Here is a 16,700-nt window from a genome sequence, read left to right on the forward strand (position 1 = left end):
TTCGCAAGCTAATCAGACTAACCATATTTTCTGCCGTTCCACCAGATCAGCAAATTGAGGATACAGGTCACCGCACCGGCAATGGCGACGCCATTCCATCCCGCATGTTGATACACAGAGGCTGAAATCAATGAGCCAAATGCACCACCAATAAAATAACTGGTCATGTAACCCGCGGTCAGTCGATTACGCGCTTCCGGCATCGTTTTGTAGATCACGCTCTGGTTAGTGATATGCACGCCTTGTACGGCCAGATCGAGCACAATAATCCCGACGATCAACGCTATCAACGAGTGCTGACCAAAGCCGATGGCAAGCCACGACAAAAGTAGCAGAATCAATCCGGCCATCGTGGTCTGTCTGGCTTTGCCTCTATCAGCCAACTGGCCCGCTCTGGTGGCTGCAAAAGCACCCGCTGCGCCGACCAGGCCAAACAGGCCGATCACGCCTTCAGAGTAATTGAATGGGGGACTGGCGAGCAGGAATGCCATGGAGGTCCACAATATGCTGAAGTTGGCGAAACCGAACATCCCTACCAACGCACGGGTTCTCAGCATGGGTGTGTGGAAGAACAGCGTGAAAATAGAACCCAGCAATTGCGGGTAGTTGAGTTGGGTGTCTTGCTTGTAACGGGGCAGGTAACGCCACAATGTGAGAGCCATTAGAATCATCAATACGCTCGCCACCCAGTAGATCGTCCGCCATCCGCCTAAACTTGCCAGAGCCCCCGACACAGTTCTCGCCAGCAGAATCCCCAGCAGCAGACCGCTCATGATCATACCTATGACTTTACCGCGTCTTTCCGGTTCAGCCATGGATGCGGCCAGTGGTACCAGTATCTGTGCAACGACCGAAAACAGTCCCGTCAGGGCGGTTCCCAGAATCATCAACGATAGCGTCGGTGCCATGGCGGTAATCAGCATGCCCCCGCCGCTAATAGTGTCATCACAACGATCATGGCCCGGCGCTCAAACATATCTCCGAGCGGAACAAGAAACATCAAACCGCAGGCATAGCCGAGTTGTGCTGCGGTGACGATAAAGCCAGCCTGATTGACGGACAGATCAAACGCCTGGGCGATAGTTTCGAGCAAGGGTTGAGCGTAGTAATTGCTGGCGACAGCGAGACCCGTTGCCACGGCCATCAGTAGCGTCAGGGCCGGGCTAAGGCTGGGAGTTTTTGTATCTATGTTCATGTAATTATTCTGAGGGTGAATATTAGGAGCCTAGTATCCATCAGCAGTAATTGGCAAACCAATATATAATTTCATATCAAGGGCCGTGGAGCTGAAAGATTGGGCCACTGAGATTACCCTACCGGGTGAAAAACAGAAAAGGCATGATTTCCATGCCTTTCGGTTCTTTGCCGGAGAAAGAATAGCCTGCGCTACTTATTTGGCAGCAGCAGCGGCTTCTTTTACCCAACCATCAAAGATTGCCTGATGGGCTTTGATCCAACCGTCAGTTTGACGCGCGATATCCGCTTCAGAACTTTCGCCGCTGTGCATGCGTGAGTTCTGCGCATTGATATCTTTCAATGGCAATTTCATGATGGCGAACAGTTTGGCTGCCGCTGGATTCTGATCGGTCCATTTCTTATTCGCCACGATATGCATTGTGCTTACCGGGAAACCATAGTTCTTACCGTTAGGTAATTCTGTATTGGCATTTTTTTCTCCAGGAATAACGGAGAACGGCACTTGCAGCCAAACAACATCACGCCCTGGCACTAACACATCGCTAACCCAATAAGGCGTCCAGGTGTAATACAGGATCGGTTTGCCTTCTTTGTAACGCGTAATGGTATCGGCAATCATCGCCGCATAGTTGCCCTGGTTATGTTCCACCATCGAATCCAGTTTGTAAGCCTTCAACTGTGCATTGATTGCCGCTTCACAACCCCAGCCAGGCGTACAACCGGTCAGGTCGGCTTTACCATCATTATTGCTGTCGAACAATTTGGCGATCTTCGGATCTTTCAACTGCTCAATATTGGTGATCTTATAGTGATCGGCGGTCTTTTTGTCGATCAGGTAGCCCTGAGCGGCACCACCGACATAGGTGCCTTCGCGGTAAAATACCTTGTCGCCACCGGCGGCTTTGTACATTTCGTTGTGCAGTGGCTGCCAGTTAACGGCAAGAAACGTGGCGTCACCCGAGGCAAGTGAGGTATAGGCAACGTTGTAATCCACTTCGCGGGTTGCCTGAACGTTGTAACCGAGCTTTTCCAGCGCTTTGTTAACCAGTTCGGTCTGGAACGTCTCTTCGCTGATGGTGCTTTGGATCGGTTGAACGGTAACACCTTTACCCGGTAAGTCGGCGGCGAAGGCGGGCATGGTGATCATGGTTGTGAGGGCGATAGCCCAAATTCCGGTCTTACGCATATGAATACCTTTTGATTATGTGTGATATCGCAAATATTGGCTCTGCGTTACTGTGCTGCTGCGGCAGCGGTGCTGATCCAGCCATCAAATGTGGCCTGGTGCGCACGGATCCAGCCGTCAACATGACGTTGGATGTCGTCTGAAGAAGATTCACCCTTATGCATACGCAGGTTTTGCGCATTAACATCGGCCAGCGGGAGTTTCATGATGGCGAACAGTTTTGCCGCAGCGGGGTTTTCAGCCGCCCACTGCTTATTGGCAACGATGTGTTCATTGTTGACGGTGAAACCATAATTCGTACCGTTCGGCAGGGCGGTATTGAGATCTTTCTGTGAACCGGGATTTGCAGAGAAAGGTACGGTCAGCCAGACGACATCCCGGCCTGGCACCATTTCGTTGCTTACCCAATAGGGTGTCCAGGTGTAGTAAAGCACGGGTTTACCCTGCTTGAAGCGGGTCAGGGTGTCAGCGATGATCGCTGAATAGTTCCCCTGATTCTGCGTCACGGTATTGCTGAGCCCGTAAGCCTTGATTTGGGTATCAATGACGCTCCCGCTTACCCAGCCAGGATTCGCCCCGGCCATATCGGCCTTGCCGTCACCATCGGCATCAAAAAGTTTTGCCAGTGTGGGATCTTTCAACTGGGAAATGTCTTTGATGTGGTATTGGTCGGCGGTCTTTTTGTCAATCATGTAACCTTGGGCTGCGTTGGCAATGAACGTGCCCTGACGATAGAACCTATTGTCCCCGCCAATGCTGTTGTACATGTCTGCTTGCAGAGGATCCCAGTTGACCGCCATGAAGGTTGCGTCCCCAGCGGCAATGGTGGTGTACGCGATGTTATATTCGACTTCAGCTGTTTGCTGGACGTCATAGCCCAGCTTTTGCAGAGCCCTGTTTACCAATTCAGTCTGAAAACTCTCTTCGGCAATGGTGCTTTGCAGTGGTTTGACGACGACACCTTTGCCTGGCAGATCGGCGGCAAAAGCCGGAAAACAAAAAAGGGTGATGAGTGGGAGAGCCCAGATACCTGTCGAGCGCATAAGTTTTCCTCTGGTTATTATTTATGGTGACCTTGGCGGTCTTTAACGTCGGGATTAACAATGTGCGATCGATCCCGGCAGCAATGCCGGGATCGAGGGGATCAGGTTTTTTTTACAAAAGGTTTGGTCAATAAGCCAATTGGACCGGTGGCAAACCAGCGGCTATTGCCTTTACTGCGGCGGTCACGTCCAAGCGATTGCGTCAGGCGATCGAGGATAATAGCCAGAATAACGATACCTACCCCACCGACGGAGGCGAGACCCATATCAAGTCGACCAATACCGCGCAGCACCATCTGGCCCAGACCGCCAACAGCGATCATGGAGGCGATGACGACCATCGATAGGGCGAGCATCAGCGTTTGGTTGACACCAGCCATAATGGTTGGCATTGCCAGAGGCAATTGCACCTTGAACAATAATTGACGCGGACTGGCACCAAATGATTCTGCCGCTTCGACCAGATCCTCAGGTACTTGATTAATACCCAAAATAGTCAGGCGAACAATTGGGGGTAACGCAAAGATGATGGTTACGACGACACCCGGTACATTACCGATACCAAACAACATGACGATTGGCACCAGATAGACAAAGGCTGGGGTAGTCTGCATGGCATCAAGCAGCGGTCTGATAATCTTTGCTGCTCCTTTGCTTCTTGCCAGCCAGATGCCCATGGGCAGGCCGATCAATACGCAGAAAAATAGCGAGGTCAGAACCAGGGCCAGCGTGACCATAGCCTGTGACCAGGCACCAATCGCACCGATCGCAACCAGGGCAAGTAGCGTAGCGACACCCATTCCCAAACTGGAAAACTGCCACGCAATGAGTGCAAACATCAGAATGGCAACGGGGGCAGGCATTCCCTGCAACATGTGCTGGAATCCGCTGAGAATAAAATCGACCGGTACACGAATGCCCTGAAACAGCGGGCGGAAATGTAATACCAGCCAATCAATGGCCTGTGTCACCCAATGATCAAACGGAACCCAGGTTTTTTGGAACGGGTCCATCAGATTGAAATGTTCCGGCTGAACCGGGACGCCACCACTTAGCCAATCGGAACTTTGTGATGCAGCCTGACTTGCGACGTCATGGCCGGAATCTGTTCCAGGAGTAGACCAGACCTCACCACCGCTTGACGCAGAATCTACACCCGTTGGGGCGCTGCTGGTGGCATCTGCCGACCCTGTTGACCACGGGTCACTGCTGTCAGCCGCTGGGGCAGTGCCTGGCGCATCTGCTGGCTGACTGGCGCTGGCCCAGGGATCGCTGGACGTATCATTTGTCGCGGCCTGTGCCGCTTGGGCATGTTGAATGGCAGGCTCTGCAGCCTCCGTCGTCATTGTCTGATTAAGCATTCGCGGAACCCTCTTTATCTAAAGCCTGAAGCAACATGGCCTTGGAAATTATGCCGATATAGTTATTCTCTTCGCTGACCACGGGAACAGCACAGGGTGCTTGTGCCACGTAGGAGATCAGTTCGCTGAGCGGCATATCTGCAGGAACGGAAGCCGGCGCTTCGAGTAAGGCTGATTCCAGGGGTTGCCCATCAGCCAGGGCCTGTTTGAGAGAGTCGATTGATACGACACCAATAAACTTCTGCCCGCGTTCGAGAACATAGCCATAATCGCGGTCTTCATCTTGCAACAGCTTCAATGCGGAGCGAGGACCAAAACCGGGGGTTTTGCGAATCATGCTGACGGGGCGGCGGCGGGCAATATCTTTCGCACTAAATACATGACTGATATCGACGCCACGGAAGAAGGTACGTACGTAATCATTGGCTGGATTCGTTAATATTTCGTCCGGCGTACCGACCTGAATAACTTCACCGCCTTGCATGATGGCGATACGATCGCCAATACGCATTGCTTCGTCGAGATCGTGCGAAATAAACACAATAGTACGCTGATGCTGCGACTGTAATTTTACCAACTCATCCTGCATTTCAGCGCGAATAAGTGGATCGAGCGCAGAGAAAGCTTCATCCATTAAAAGGATGTCCGGATCGTTTGCCAATGCTCGTGCTAATCCAACACGTTGGCGCATACCCCCAGAGAGTTCATCAGGATAGGAGTTGGCATAATTCTCCAACCCAACCTGTTTCAACGCATCCAGTGCTTTTTCAGTACGTTCTTGCAGTGGGATCCCGGCTAATTCCATACCAAACGCAGTATTATTCAATACTGATAAATGCGGCATCAGTGCGAACGATTGGAATACCATACTGATCTTATTTCGGCGTACCTGACGTAACTCACTGTCCGATATTTTGGCTATATCAATACCATCGATCAGCACTTCACCTCGAGTAGGTTCTATCAGACGATTGAGAAGGCGTACCATGGTGGATTTACCCGAGCCGGATAGTCCCATGATGACAAAAATCTCGCCTTCTTCAATGGCCAGACTGGCATTGTTGACACCCAATGACAGACCTGTTTTTTCAAATATCTTGTCCTTCCCCATGCCTGAATCTATCAGCTTGAAAGCACGATCCGGGTGCTCCCCAAATACCTTATATAGGTTCTTTATTTCGATTTTAATTGCCATGCAATTTGTAATTTCCTTAGTGGATTCAAATTATCAAATGTGTCCCGATCAAAAAATTAAACGCCTTATACCCTAACACAAAGAGATTCTGTGACAACCCTCAATGTCCTATATCAAGCCACTGGGCTTGTTGTTCAGAACATAATTATGCCATATTTGGCTGCTGCTCTGGTTAGGCTATTAGTCCTGAATCATGCATCAGTTATAAGCTATTTCCCCTGATTTCATTTGCTTCTGGCAGGATTATATACGGGTGAGAAAGAGAAGGGTTTGCAGATTCAGGGAGATCTCACTAGAGGTGCATTTTCTTAAGCGGCTCGCTTGTCTGGGTGAATATCCTCTCATATCAGATAAAATGTCATGACACCTATTTCCATCTTGGCATAAAGGCTATTGGATTTCGCAGAGAGGCTAATGGACTGGGTAATGGCCGCGCTTGTAGGAAAAGTATCCAGAAAGCGCGGCAAGTAATGGGGCAACAAAATGATCCTGGCTTCGATAAACCTATGGGTAACTAAGTCACTCCAGCAGAGTGGGGGTTGAGCGCTTTCAAAGCCCCTGGTGCGACTTCCGGACTTGCAAACATACAAAATCTTCACCTGATACATCTGCTCAATATTGACCAGTCGTGTCTGGATGCATTCCATAATATCAGAGGCGATGGTCTGATTCGTCCCAAGGCTGTTAATCATACAAATACCTCGCCTCATTTTAAAAATAAACTCAATAGGACAAATCCAATAGCAATAAGCCCTAATGGCAGTTAGCAAATATAACTGAATCTACCTTGCCTGTATTTTCCCTGTGAGACGATGAGAATGTTCCTTCATATGTCACTAACGCCAAAATGTGACCATGAAACTCTATAAATGAGTGGCAGGTTATGCGGGATAATCATGTTGGCTAAGTTGGAAATGAGCGCCATCTTTCAACGTATTCCAGTTTCCGCCCCATTCCACAGCGACCAGACATTCCTGCGCAGCTTGTGCGACAGCATCAGCGATATTTTGATAAAATGCCCCTTCCCAAGATACAACTCCTGCAGGTAAAGCGACAACATCGACGGCATGCCCGGTTAAATGCCGACTGTTCATTGTCTGGCTTTTTCCTTCCGCAACGAGTGAACGTTGCCTTTCGATGCTTCGCAATCCTTCGGTAATGGCAAAAGGAACATGGCTATAATTTAACGCCAGTTCCATGACCCGAATCAGTTCAGGATGAATCCCTTGAAGATACTGACGGCTTTTATTGGAAAATTTTGTTTCTTCATATTTCATTTTTTTACACCAAGCTTATCGAGTCCAAAATTGAATAATATTGCAATATAATCAGTTCCAAGAAATCCAAGGACAACGCTGAAAATATTGGCCCAATTGATATTCCATGACATAAGTAAAATGAGATCCCGGATGAAATAAGCCAGCAGTGCACAAATTGCTGCATTGAGCAATCTTCTGCGCCCACTTATATCAAGATAGGCTGCATGAAGAAGTGCCATGGTTCCGGATATAAAGGCATCGTAAAACGACAATAAATGTGCGCCCAACAGATTCGTCAGGGCAGTGCTCAGTGAACGTAAGGCGTCAAACATTTTTTTTCCTGTTAAATAGAAATACCTCGCCATGATTATGTTGATTGCTCGCATTGTTCATGAGCAATGTAGGTAAATTATTGCGGCAAGATATGATTCAAAAGCGAGCAATAATAGTATTACCCTGCTAACGAACATGTCACATGCAAATTTTGCTTATGGGTAAGTCATAATTGAGGCGCAAGACTCAAGTTGTCGGGTGTTAAACTAGAATTGTCGGTATGCGAAATAATAGGGTCAGGTTGCATGTTTTTTAATCACTAATGTTCAGATTATACGCAATTTTAACAGCGATTTTTAAAGGATACTTAATGAGTTTTGACTTTTTATTGTGAGTTTTTTTGATTTGCAATTATTTTATAAATGATGTTTTCCTGTAAGTGAAGGAGAATAATAGAACGCTATATTTACATTTGCAAAATCAATGCTTCCCGATTAACTATAATTTTTAACGCGATCATTTTTTGATTTGATGATGATATTAGTTGTGTAATGAAAATATTTCATTAAATTAATTTAACGTTGTGGTTGTATGTTAATAAATATATATAAATAGAACTGAGGATAACCAGATGTTTACATCTAAAAAAATGAAACATTTTATAGCGGTTGCACAACAAAAAAGTATTAAACGTGCATCGGAAACGCTTTTTATCACCGCATCCCCCTTGAGTAAAAGTATAGCTGCAATAGAAGACAAGTTAGGTTGCCCACTGTTTGAACGCCGAGACCAAAGCCTGGAGTTAACTGAGTTTGGCCAAATTCTTTACCAGAAATTATTACCTATATATGAAAAAATAAATAACATTGAGAAAGATGTTTCCAAACCATCGGGTAAAAAAAGTTACACTATCTGCATAGACAAAGATTACCCGGAATTTGTACTCTCCAATTTCAGTTCTATATTGGAGAAAATACCGACGATTAAGGTGATTTATGAGCAAGTTGTATCCCATGATTTTATTTTTCAAGGCGATAAATCTAAGTATGGTGCTATTATTACATTTAAAAACATTCGCAATGATGACATTATTCGTCATGATTTACCCTGTTTTGAAATGGTCTTTGCAGTTGCGCGTAAGTACGAAAACATTCCTTTAGTTCAACTTATTAATGAAATTCCCTGGATCCAAAGCACCACAGCACATAATCCAGGATTACGTAATAATATTTTGCCACAATTAATGAAATATACATCGAGACCCACGGTTATTTATCGCGATTATGATATAGCGACAAGAATGAAATTAGTTAGTGAAGGAAATTTTATCAGCTTGGTCCCGTGGAGTGCAATGAAAATGTTCTCACCTGACAATATTCGTTATATAAAGTGTGATGAAGGAAAATTTATATTAAATGACTATTTTCATTACAAGTCTGACGAAGCGAATGAATGGAAAAAAGTAATTTCATTTATGAGTGAAAATATCATAAATAGTCATCAGTAGTATGTAACTTAGCTCTTAATTTTAGCGTAAAACCTTTACGCCAGGGAATATGACACACACTTAACTACCAGTTTAATAACAGTATTAAGAATGGAGAGGCTTTTATATTGAATCTTCAGCGCTACCCAAAAGAGCATCGCGATAGTATACGATGCTCCTAGGCATGAATTAAAAGTCCCAGTCTTCGTCTTCAGTATTAACTGCAGTGCCTATAACATAGGATGAGCCTGATCCGGAGAAAAAATCATGGTTTTCATCAGCATTAGGCGATAGTGCTGACAGAATTGCAGGATTCACATTCGCCATGCTGGCTGGAAATAATGCTTCATAGCCAAGATTCATCAGCGCTTTATTCGCATTATAATGAAGAAATTTTTTTACATCCTCACTCCAGCCTAAGCCATCATAGAGTTCTTCAGTATAGCGTATCTCGTTATCATACAGATCTTGCAGCAGATCAAATGTTTGTGTTTTGACCTGCTTTTGCCGATCTACACTGCTTTTCTGCAATGCCTTTTGAAATTTATAGCCGATATAGTAGCCATGTACGGCTTCATCCCGGATGATCAAACGGATTAAATCCGCAGTGTTTGTCAGCTTCGCTCTACTTGACCAATACATTGGCAAATAAAATCCGGAATAAAAGAGAAATGACTCCAAAAAAACACTGGCAACTTTTTTCATCAATGGATCATTTTCTTGATAGTAAGAAAGAATAATCTCGGATTTTTTTTGCAAAGATGTATTCTCCTCACTCCAGCGATAAGCATCATCAACATCTGAAGTCATACACAGGGTAGAAAAAACCGAACTGTAGGAGCGAGCGTGTACCGCTTCCATAAAACTGATATTGGAATAAACAGCTTCTTCATGGGGGGTGACTGAATCTCTCATTAATGCTGGGGCACCCACGGTATTTTGAATAGTATCCAGGAGAGTCAAGCCAGTAAAAACGCGGATAGTGAGCTTTTTCTCCTGCTCATTCAGTGTCGCCCATGAGGGGATATCGTTCGACAGTGGAACTTTCTCAGGCAACCAAAAGTTAGATGTCAAACGGTTCCAGACTTCCAGATCTTTATCATCTTCGATTTTATTCCAATTTATTGCTTTGGTTATATTTCTTTGACCTGACTGTTTATTCAACGTATACATGTTTTTTCCTTATTCTTTCGATGAACGTCTATTAACACTTAAAGTGCACAAGATACGCAGCCCTGAATTTCTGTGCCTTCCAACGCCATTTGCCGCAGACGAATGTAGTAGATCGTCTTGATCCCTTTACGCCAGGCATATATTTGCGCTTTGTTAATGTCACGCGTAGTGGCCGTATCTCGAAAGAATAGGGTCAGTGATAATCCCTGATCGACATGTTGCGTGGCCTCAGCATAGGTATCGATGATTTTTTCCGGGCCAATTTCGTAAGCGTCCTGATAAAAATCCAAATTGTCATTGGTCATGTAAGGCGCAGGATAATAAACACGTCCAATTTTCCCCTCTTTACGAATCTCGATCCGGGAAACAATAGGATGAATACTCGACGTAGAGTTATTGATGTAAGAAATCGACCCGGTAGGAGGCACAGCCTGCAGGTTCTGGTTATATAAACCATAAGCCATAATTGAATCTTTTAGCGTTTCCCAGTCCTGAACATCAGGAATTGCAATACTTGCCTGTTCAAAAAGTTGTCGAATTTTTTCTGTTTTTGGTAGCCAGGTATTTTCCAGATATTTCTGAAAATAAACCCCGCTGGCATAAGCTGAATCGGCAAATCCCTTGAACGACTGATTTCGTTCAATTGCCAGGAGATTTGATGCACGTAAAGCATGATAGGTAACGGTATAGAAATAGATATTCGTAAAGTCCAATCCCTCAGCAGAACCATAATAGATATGCTCTCGAGCCAGATACCCATGCAGATTCATCTGCCCCAATCCGATAGCATGCGACTCATGATTTCCTTTTTCAATGGAAGGTACGCAGCGGATATTGCTCATATCTGAGACGGCAGTTAACGCCCTAATCGCCATTGCAACAGAATGGCCAAAATCAGGGGAGTCCATGGTTTTGGCAATATTCAACGATCCCAGATTACAGGAAATATCGTTCCCTATTTTTCTGTAAGAAAGATTTTCATCGTATTCAGTTGCCGAGTTGACCTGTAAGATTTCTGAACAAAGATTACTCATGGTAATTCTTCCATGAATAGGGTTGGTGCGGTTAACCGTATCTTCAAACATCATGTACGGATAACCCGACTCAAATTGGATCTCCGCCAGAATCTGGAAGAATTCGCGTGCATTGATTTTCGATTTGCGAATCTTTTTGTCATTCACCATCTCACGGTATTTCTCAGTAATGCTTATTTCTGACATGGGAACGCCATAAACCTGCTGGATATCGTAAGGTGAAAATAGATACATCTCCTCGTTGTTTTTCGCCAATTCGAAAGTGATATCGGGGATAACGACGCCGAGCGAAAGGGTTTTGATGCGGATTTTTTCATCAGCATTCTCACGCTTGGTATCAAGGAATTTGAGAATATCAGGATGGTGGGCGTGCAAGTATACGGCGCCAGCACCCTGTCGGGCACCCAGTTGATTGGCATAGGAAAACGCGTCTTCCAGCATTTTCATCACCGGGATAACGCCGGATGACTGATTTTCAATCCGTTTAATCGGGGCACCCACTTCACGAATATTTGTCAGCGTAAAGGCAACACCTCCGCCGCGTTTTGACAGTTGCAGCGCTGAGTTTATTGAACGCCCAATCGACTCCATGTTGTCTTCAATACGCAGCAGGAAACAAGAAACCAATTCACCACGTTGTTTTTTGCCACAATTGAGAAAAGTGGGGGTAGCGGGTTGAAAACGGCCGGAAATTATTTCATCCACAAAATGCCGGGCGAGTTGAATATCACCTTGCGCCAGAGTCAATGCCACCATGCAAATACGATCTTCATAGCGTTCCAGGTAACGTTTACCGTCAAATGTTTTTAGGGTATAGCTGGTATAATATTTAAACGCACCAAGAAAAGTCTCGAAGCGGAATTTGTAGGCGTAAGCTTGTTTAAATAGCTGCTTGATATCAGCAAAATTGTATTGATCGAGTACAACTGCATCGTAATAGTGTTCTTCCACCAGATAGCGCAGTTTTTCCGCCAGGTTATGGAAAAATACCGTATTTTGATTCACGTGCTGCAGAAAATACTGGCGTGCAGCCAATCGATCCTGGGTGAACTGAATATTGCCGTCAGCATCAAACAGATTAAGCATCGCATTGAGCGCATGGAAGTCCGTCGTACTGGTCGAAGATTCGTTCATCGCGAGTTCTGTTGTTGCCAAAATTCAGTTACTCCTCTTTGCACATTGACGACGTCTTCCGGCGTACCCAGTAATTCAAAACGGTACAGGCAAGGAACCTGACATTTTTGGGCGACGATCTTACCGGCGATACAGTACGCTTCGCCAAAATTAGTGTTACCCGCAGCGATAACGCCGCGAATCAGTGAGCGGTTGAGCGGATTATTGAGAAACCGGATCACCTGGAGTGGGACGGCTCCTTTTGCGCTACCGCCGCCATAACTTGGCACCAGCAAAATGTAAGGCCGTTCCACAACAAGTTTTTCTCTCTGACCAACGATCGGGATACGCAGAGCAGGGAATCCAAGCTTGCCAACAAACCGATGGGTGTTTTCCGAGCTACTGGAGAAATAAACCAGCGGATTCATGGCGGGTCCTTAATAGGAGCTCTGAAGTTGTTGCAGTTCGCTGATCTTGTCTGGGCGAAATCCGCACCAGTGCTGATCGCCCGCGATGATAACGGGAACCTGTTGATAACCCATTGCTCTGACTTTATCCAATGCACGTTCATCTTCAGTCAGATCAATCAGTTGATAATTGATACCGTGTTTATCGAATGCGCGGCAGGTGGCGTTACATTGAACACAGTCTGGCTTACTGTAAATAATAATACTCATGATTCGCATTTACCCTTATGGCTAAGAGAAGTAGTATCTTGCCCGTTGGCTGTGGCGTCGGCTTCAGCGCCTAGAGCTCTATATTGGCGATGCAAAAGAGATTCGCTAACGATTCAAATACTAGATGTTGTGGTTTTATTTTTCAACCACGCAATATGTAGCGTTTTTACTTGGAGTGTCTTCTTCATAATGAGGAGTGCCCTTAACCCGCATTAACCGGGGATCGCGGACAAAATAGTGTTGGAAAAAATAATTGGCGAGTGCTGAAAGCGCGAGTAGAAATTGTCTGAGGTGATTGCGGCAGGTGACATTGGGTAGGGCTATCGGGACAAAAATGTCCCGATATAAAAAACGCGCAAGTGTATTTATGTAGGGATATCAGTTCACTGACTTGAGAACTGTGTTAGCGTCGAGCTAACAAAACACCAATGACAATACCGACGGCAGCGCCAATAACGACGCCTTGCCAAGGTTTGTCTTTGACATATTCATCAGCATGACTGGCAACATCACGGGCATGTTGAGTCAAACTGTTTGTGCCACTGAAACGGGCTCGAGCATCACGTAATATCCCCTCGGCTTTGTTGCGGATTTTTTCGAGTTCATCCTTGGACTTGGAGGACGATGATTGCAGTACCTCATCAAGGGTATCCGCCAGAAGGGTCACATCCTGATCAATATCTCTTTCTACTTTTTCGGATTTCTTAAACATTTGTCTCTCCCTATTGATAGATGTCTATTAAGCATAGACCATTTTGGCGATGGGTGAGTTTTTCGAGATTATTGCCGCTGTTTACGTATTCTGCCAGCAACTTGATGTTGGTTAAAATCGCCGTGACACGCTTTAATCTCAGCTTCTTTTTTCCGCAAACGACATTTGTACATTCGGTTACTTAGCGAAACCATTCACTCACTGAATGAAAAAAGGGTTTACCTTAGGATGCATCTCAACGGCCCCAATCGGGGTTAAATAAACAACGCTGAGGAATAAAACATGAAAAAGATCGTCGCCATGATTGTTGCCGCTACCCTGGGTTTATCCTCTGTTGCATTCGCTGCTGAAGCGGCAACGACCACAACTGCACCGGCTGCAACAGCAACCCAGGCTCCCGCTAAAGTTGTTCATCACAAAAAACATGTGAAGAAAGCAGCAACTCAAAAGGCGCAGGCAGCTAAAAAAACGCACAAAAAAGCCAGCCATAAGAAAGTAGCAGCAAAACCTGCTGCATAATGGCACTGAAAATCAGATGATGTTACCGCACGAGTAACGTTGCCAGATGATGACTGACGCCCGCATTGCGGGCGTTATTTTATGGCTGAGATGATCATGTTAAATCGCTACTTATTCGAAGTGATTTTTGACACCGTAATGATCTGCGGATTAGTCGCGGCCTGGGAATTATTTATTGCTGATAGCCTTCTGTAATTCATAAATAGATCATAATCCTTTAATCTCTAAAGATTATCCTATCATCCCTCTGATTTGTCCCCCGCTGTATTGTTCATGCTGAGATTGTGTCTTACCACATAATCTTCGAGTCATATGGCCAAACCTCACGTTGTTAGATCGCATGAAAATTAATCGAACTGACAGGCGAAATGGCGGATCTGCGCCATAATCGTTTTAGATAATTCCGAAATTCAGCTACGTGGCGGATAAATGCGTTGTATGCCTGAGCCATTGCGGTAAGGTCGTTTTGCAATTATAGATGTGAGGAGAAACGATGTATTTACGGCCGGATGAAGTAGCAAGAGTATTGGAAGGATCAGGGTTTGAACGGGACTACGTAGATGACAAATCATATGGTTATCGGCGCGGAGGCTATTATGTTTACGTCAACCGCGAGGCGCGTTTAGGTCGAACAGCTCTGGTGATTGATCCCTCGCTCAAAGAGCGCAGTATCCGTTTTGCCACACCGACGTCACCCAGTCGCGTCAGTCCAACCTATACCCAATTCCCTGCCGACCCACAGAGTGAAGGTGCATTGCATTATGGCATTCCACATGGTTTCAGTTCACGCCAACTGCTGTCGAGCTATCTTGAAAACGTTTTTAAATAAGCGTTCGCGCGTAGGGTAATGATGCTAAACCAGATGTATTCGATTGTAAGTTTCGTTGTAATGACGACGAAACTGCGCCAATTCGAAGGGTTCCAGATCCAGTTCTGCAAAGTAGAATAGGGCTAATTCCGCGTGCTCACTCTCCAGTTCTGGAGACAAATGCGCGCGGACAAGGATCTCACGCCAACGAGCGATATTTTCTTCCGATGAATCCTTGATGAACGTTTGGTAGATAAATACCACATAGGCCGCTTTACGAATCTGCTCTGCATAACCACCACTGATGGATCGCACAAACATTTGGCTCTGTCGTTTACCCATTTCAAGGAGCATTGACTCAATACACATCGGCTTGATTTTCAATAGGCTAGCCAGTGAATCATTGGCTTTTCTGGTATCGGCTGTCATAACGCGATAGCCGATGAGAAAAACCACAATCAATGCGGCGAGAGTAATCCATATCATTATTCTTTTGTGACTCCGGGCCAGATAAACGAAGCGTACCGAGTCAGGCTCAGTGCATGTAGTTTATCTGTTTCAGGGGAAAGTGGCAGTGCTGTAGACAAACTTTTGTTAAATAATGATATAGCCCGCTTTCACGGGCTTGGGCAACGTTGGGGCATTGATTAATTTTTATCAGCAATCCGCGATAGTAAGATCGCTATGTGCTGTTTCTACATAACTATTTGTTGTTTCTACATAAATAGTTATAAAACCGTTGCGTATCTTCATTGGAACACAGGCGGGTGCCCAAATTCAATGTGGCGGCACTGCCGGCTGCAACGCCATAACGGACGATATCGCGTAAATCTGCGCCTGTGGATAACTTAAGCGTCATTGCACCCACCATACTGTCACCCGCACCTACCGTACTCATTTTTTTCACTGGAGGCGGAACGACCTGGAAACTTTCGTATTTATCGACGGCCAGAGCACCCTGTGGCCCAAGAGAAACCACGACGCGCTCAGCCCCGCCTTGAGAAATGATTGACCTGGCGGCGTCGACGACTGCATCAGGTTCATCCAGATCATACCCAACTAATGCGGCCAGCTCATTCTGGTTCGGTTTAACCAACGCCAGACCACCCAGCTCCAAACCCGCACTAAGCGCTTTGCCTGAACTGTCGAGAATGCACTTTAAACCGGACTTCTGCGCTTTTTGAATTAAACTGGTTAACGAAGAGACATCAGTTCCAGGCGGCAAGCTTCCGCTGATTACCAGCAGTGAACCTGAAGGAATTTTCTCTACGAGTTGTTCTATGCGGGAAAATTCCTCGCTGGTAAGTCTGGCTCCCGGCATAACGAAACGATACTGTTCACCAGTACTGTCTGTATGCACATGCAGATTCTGCCGCGTCCAATCTTGAGTTTCCAGCGTACTAATAGTAATGCCATCTTCTTTCAGTAACTCGGCAAGATGCGCTCCGGTTGGGCCACCGATGGGAAACAGAGCCGTAGCCTGACCACCCAGATGAACAATCGCGCGCGCAACGTTAATACCGCCGCCGCCGGGCTCGAAGATGGGTGATGTGCAACGAAGTTTACCTTCAGGATATATTTTTGCTGTTGTCGTCGCACTGTCCAACGATGGTGCCAATGTCAGTGTGAAAATTTGAGTCATTGCTGTTCCCTCATTTGACTAA

The 16,700-nt window shown here is 45.8% G+C and carries 16 protein-coding genes and 2 pseudogenes; 3 read left to right on the forward strand and 15 right to left on the reverse strand.

From position 1 onward, the window contains the following. Positions 1-17: 17 nt before the first annotated feature. The 8 genes and pseudogenes from DRI82_RS18055 to DRI82_RS18090 form a co-directional block, all read right to left on the reverse strand. Positions 18-1,195 (reverse strand): annotated as a pseudogene (locus DRI82_RS18055) (MFS transporter). 195 nt (positions 1,196-1,390) lie between these two features. Continuing rightward, positions 1,391-2,383: a glycine betaine/L-proline ABC transporter substrate-binding protein ProX gene (gene proX / locus DRI82_RS18060; RefSeq protein WP_114195304.1), complete on the reverse strand. Its 993-nt coding sequence runs from the start codon at positions 2,381-2,383 to the stop codon at positions 1,391-1,393. A gap of 47 nt (positions 2,384-2,430) precedes the next feature. Further along, positions 2,431-3,426, reverse strand: coding sequence for a glycine betaine/L-proline ABC transporter substrate-binding protein ProX (proX, locus tag DRI82_RS18065; RefSeq protein ID WP_114195305.1), 996 nt, complete (start codon positions 3,424-3,426; stop codon positions 2,431-2,433). 101 nt (positions 3,427-3,527) lie between these two features. Beyond that, positions 3,528-4,772 carry a glycine betaine/L-proline ABC transporter permease ProW gene (gene proW, locus DRI82_RS18070; RefSeq protein ID WP_114195359.1) on the reverse strand — a complete coding sequence of 415 codons (1,245 nt, stop codon included), beginning with the start codon at positions 4,770-4,772 and terminating at the stop codon, positions 3,528-3,530. Positions 4,773-4,779: 7 nt separating this feature from the next. Then, a complete protein-coding gene (gene proV / locus DRI82_RS18075; protein WP_114195306.1) occupies positions 4,780-5,982 on the reverse strand; it encodes a glycine betaine/L-proline ABC transporter ATP-binding protein ProV in 1,203 nt (400 codons plus the stop codon). 341 nt (positions 5,983-6,323) lie between these two features. Continuing rightward, entirely contained in the window at positions 6,324-6,674 is a 351-nt protein-coding gene (locus tag DRI82_RS18080; RefSeq protein ID WP_211317681.1) for a DNA polymerase beta superfamily protein, read from the reverse strand. Positions 6,675-6,863: 189 nt separating this feature from the next. Beyond that, entirely contained in the window at positions 6,864-7,259 is a 396-nt protein-coding gene (locus DRI82_RS18085) for a M15 family metallopeptidase (RefSeq protein WP_114195307.1), read from the reverse strand. Continuing rightward, positions 7,256-7,573: a phage holin family protein gene (locus DRI82_RS18090; RefSeq protein ID WP_114195308.1), complete on the reverse strand. Its 318-nt coding sequence runs from the start codon at positions 7,571-7,573 to the stop codon at positions 7,256-7,258. The genes DRI82_RS18085 and DRI82_RS18090 overlap by 4 nt, the downstream gene beginning before the upstream one ends. A 572-nt stretch (positions 7,574-8,145) precedes the next feature. Between DRI82_RS18090 and DRI82_RS18095 the strand changes: the two genes are divergently transcribed. Then, positions 8,146-9,021 (forward strand): LysR family transcriptional regulator, encoded by an 876-nt coding sequence (locus DRI82_RS18095; RefSeq protein WP_114195309.1) that lies wholly within the window; start codon positions 8,146-8,148, stop codon positions 9,019-9,021. A 168-nt stretch (positions 9,022-9,189) separates the two neighbouring features. Here DRI82_RS18095 and nrdF read toward each other — a convergent pair whose 3' ends face one another. The 5 genes from nrdF to DRI82_RS18120 all read right to left on the reverse strand — a co-directional run bounded on the left by nrdF (position 9,190) and on the right by DRI82_RS18120 (position 13,709). Beyond that, entirely contained in the window at positions 9,190-10,173 is a 984-nt protein-coding gene (nrdF, locus tag DRI82_RS18100; RefSeq protein WP_114195310.1) for a class 1b ribonucleoside-diphosphate reductase subunit beta, read from the reverse strand. Between the two features lie 38 nt (positions 10,174-10,211). Next, a complete protein-coding gene (gene nrdE / locus DRI82_RS18105) occupies positions 10,212-12,362 on the reverse strand; it encodes a class 1b ribonucleoside-diphosphate reductase subunit alpha (protein WP_170138732.1) in 2,151 nt (716 codons plus the stop codon). Then, positions 12,338-12,748, reverse strand: coding sequence for a class Ib ribonucleoside-diphosphate reductase assembly flavoprotein NrdI (gene nrdI, locus DRI82_RS18110; RefSeq protein ID WP_114195312.1), 411 nt, complete (start codon positions 12,746-12,748; stop codon positions 12,338-12,340). The genes nrdE and nrdI overlap by 25 nt, the downstream gene beginning before the upstream one ends. 9 nt (positions 12,749-12,757) lie before the next feature. Beyond that, on the reverse strand, positions 12,758-12,997 hold the full coding sequence (nrdH, locus tag DRI82_RS18115) for a glutaredoxin-like protein NrdH (protein WP_114195313.1): 240 nt from the start codon (positions 12,995-12,997) through the stop codon (positions 12,758-12,760). A 403-nt stretch (positions 12,998-13,400) separates the two neighbouring features. Further along, on the reverse strand, positions 13,401-13,709 hold the full coding sequence (locus tag DRI82_RS18120; protein WP_114195314.1) for an ElaB/YgaM/YqjD family protein: 309 nt from the start codon (positions 13,707-13,709) through the stop codon (positions 13,401-13,403). 282 nt (positions 13,710-13,991) lie between these two features. Here DRI82_RS18120 and asr point away from each other — a divergent pair. Both asr and DRI82_RS18130 read left to right on the forward strand, forming a co-directional pair. Beyond that, positions 13,992-14,225 (forward strand): annotated as a pseudogene (gene asr / locus DRI82_RS18125) (acid resistance repetitive basic protein Asr); the annotation flags it as partial. A 496-nt stretch (positions 14,226-14,721) separates the two neighbouring features. After that, complete coding sequence (locus DRI82_RS18130; RefSeq protein ID WP_114195316.1) at positions 14,722-15,057, forward strand: DUF2002 family protein; 336 nt, start codon at positions 14,722-14,724, stop codon at positions 15,055-15,057. Between the two features lie 24 nt (positions 15,058-15,081). Here DRI82_RS18130 and DRI82_RS18135 read toward each other — a convergent pair whose 3' ends face one another. Both DRI82_RS18135 and pfkB read right to left on the reverse strand, forming a co-directional pair. After that, positions 15,082-15,522 (reverse strand): DUF1198 domain-containing protein, encoded by a 441-nt coding sequence (locus DRI82_RS18135; protein WP_114195317.1) that lies wholly within the window; start codon positions 15,520-15,522, stop codon positions 15,082-15,084. A 217-nt stretch (positions 15,523-15,739) separates the two neighbouring features. Continuing rightward, positions 15,740-16,678 (reverse strand): 6-phosphofructokinase II, encoded by a 939-nt coding sequence (gene pfkB / locus DRI82_RS18140; protein WP_114195318.1) that lies wholly within the window; start codon positions 16,676-16,678, stop codon positions 15,740-15,742. Between the last annotated feature and the right edge of the window lie 22 nt (positions 16,679-16,700).

The sequence above is a fragment of the Edaphovirga cremea genome, assembly GCF_003332275.1.
GTDB lineage: Bacteria > Pseudomonadota > Gammaproteobacteria > Enterobacterales > Enterobacteriaceae > Edaphovirga > Edaphovirga cremea.

Coding starts and splice junctions, on each gene's coding strand:
- DRI82_RS18095 (WP_114195309.1), top strand. CDS start 8,146: ATGTTTACATCTAAAAAAATGAAACATTTTATAGCGGTTGCACAACAA.
- nrdF (WP_114195310.1), bottom strand. CDS start 10,173: ATGTATACGTTGAATAAACAGTCAGGTCAAAGAAATATAACCAAAGCA.
- DRI82_RS18090 (WP_114195308.1), bottom strand. CDS start 7,573: ATGTTTGACGCCTTACGTTCACTGAGCACTGCCCTGACGAATCTGTTG.
- proX (WP_114195305.1), bottom strand. CDS start 3,426: ATGCGCTCGACAGGTATCTGGGCTCTCCCACTCATCACCCTTTTTTGT.
- DRI82_RS18080 (WP_211317681.1), bottom strand. CDS start 6,674: ATGATTAACAGCCTTGGGACGAATCAGACCATCGCCTCTGATATTATG.
- DRI82_RS18085 (WP_114195307.1), bottom strand. CDS start 7,259: ATGAAATATGAAGAAACAAAATTTTCCAATAAAAGCCGTCAGTATCTT.
- proV (WP_114195306.1), bottom strand. CDS start 5,982: ATGGCAATTAAAATCGAAATAAAGAACCTATATAAGGTATTTGGGGAG.
- DRI82_RS18135 (WP_114195317.1), bottom strand. CDS start 15,522: ATGATATGGATTACTCTCGCCGCATTGATTGTGGTTTTTCTCATCGGC.
- proW (WP_114195359.1), bottom strand. CDS start 4,772: ATGACGACGGAGGCTGCAGAGCCTGCCATTCAACATGCCCAAGCGGCA.
- pfkB (WP_114195318.1), bottom strand. CDS start 16,678: ATGACTCAAATTTTCACACTGACATTGGCACCATCGTTGGACAGTGCG.
- nrdH (WP_114195313.1), bottom strand. CDS start 12,997: ATGAGTATTATTATTTACAGTAAGCCAGACTGTGTTCAATGTAACGCC.
- nrdI (WP_114195312.1), bottom strand. CDS start 12,748: ATGAATCCGCTGGTTTATTTCTCCAGTAGCTCGGAAAACACCCATCGG.
- DRI82_RS18120 (WP_114195314.1), bottom strand. CDS start 13,709: ATGTTTAAGAAATCCGAAAAAGTAGAAAGAGATATTGATCAGGATGTG.
- DRI82_RS18130 (WP_114195316.1), top strand. CDS start 14,722: ATGTATTTACGGCCGGATGAAGTAGCAAGAGTATTGGAAGGATCAGGG.
- proX (WP_114195304.1), bottom strand. CDS start 2,383: ATGCGTAAGACCGGAATTTGGGCTATCGCCCTCACAACCATGATCACC.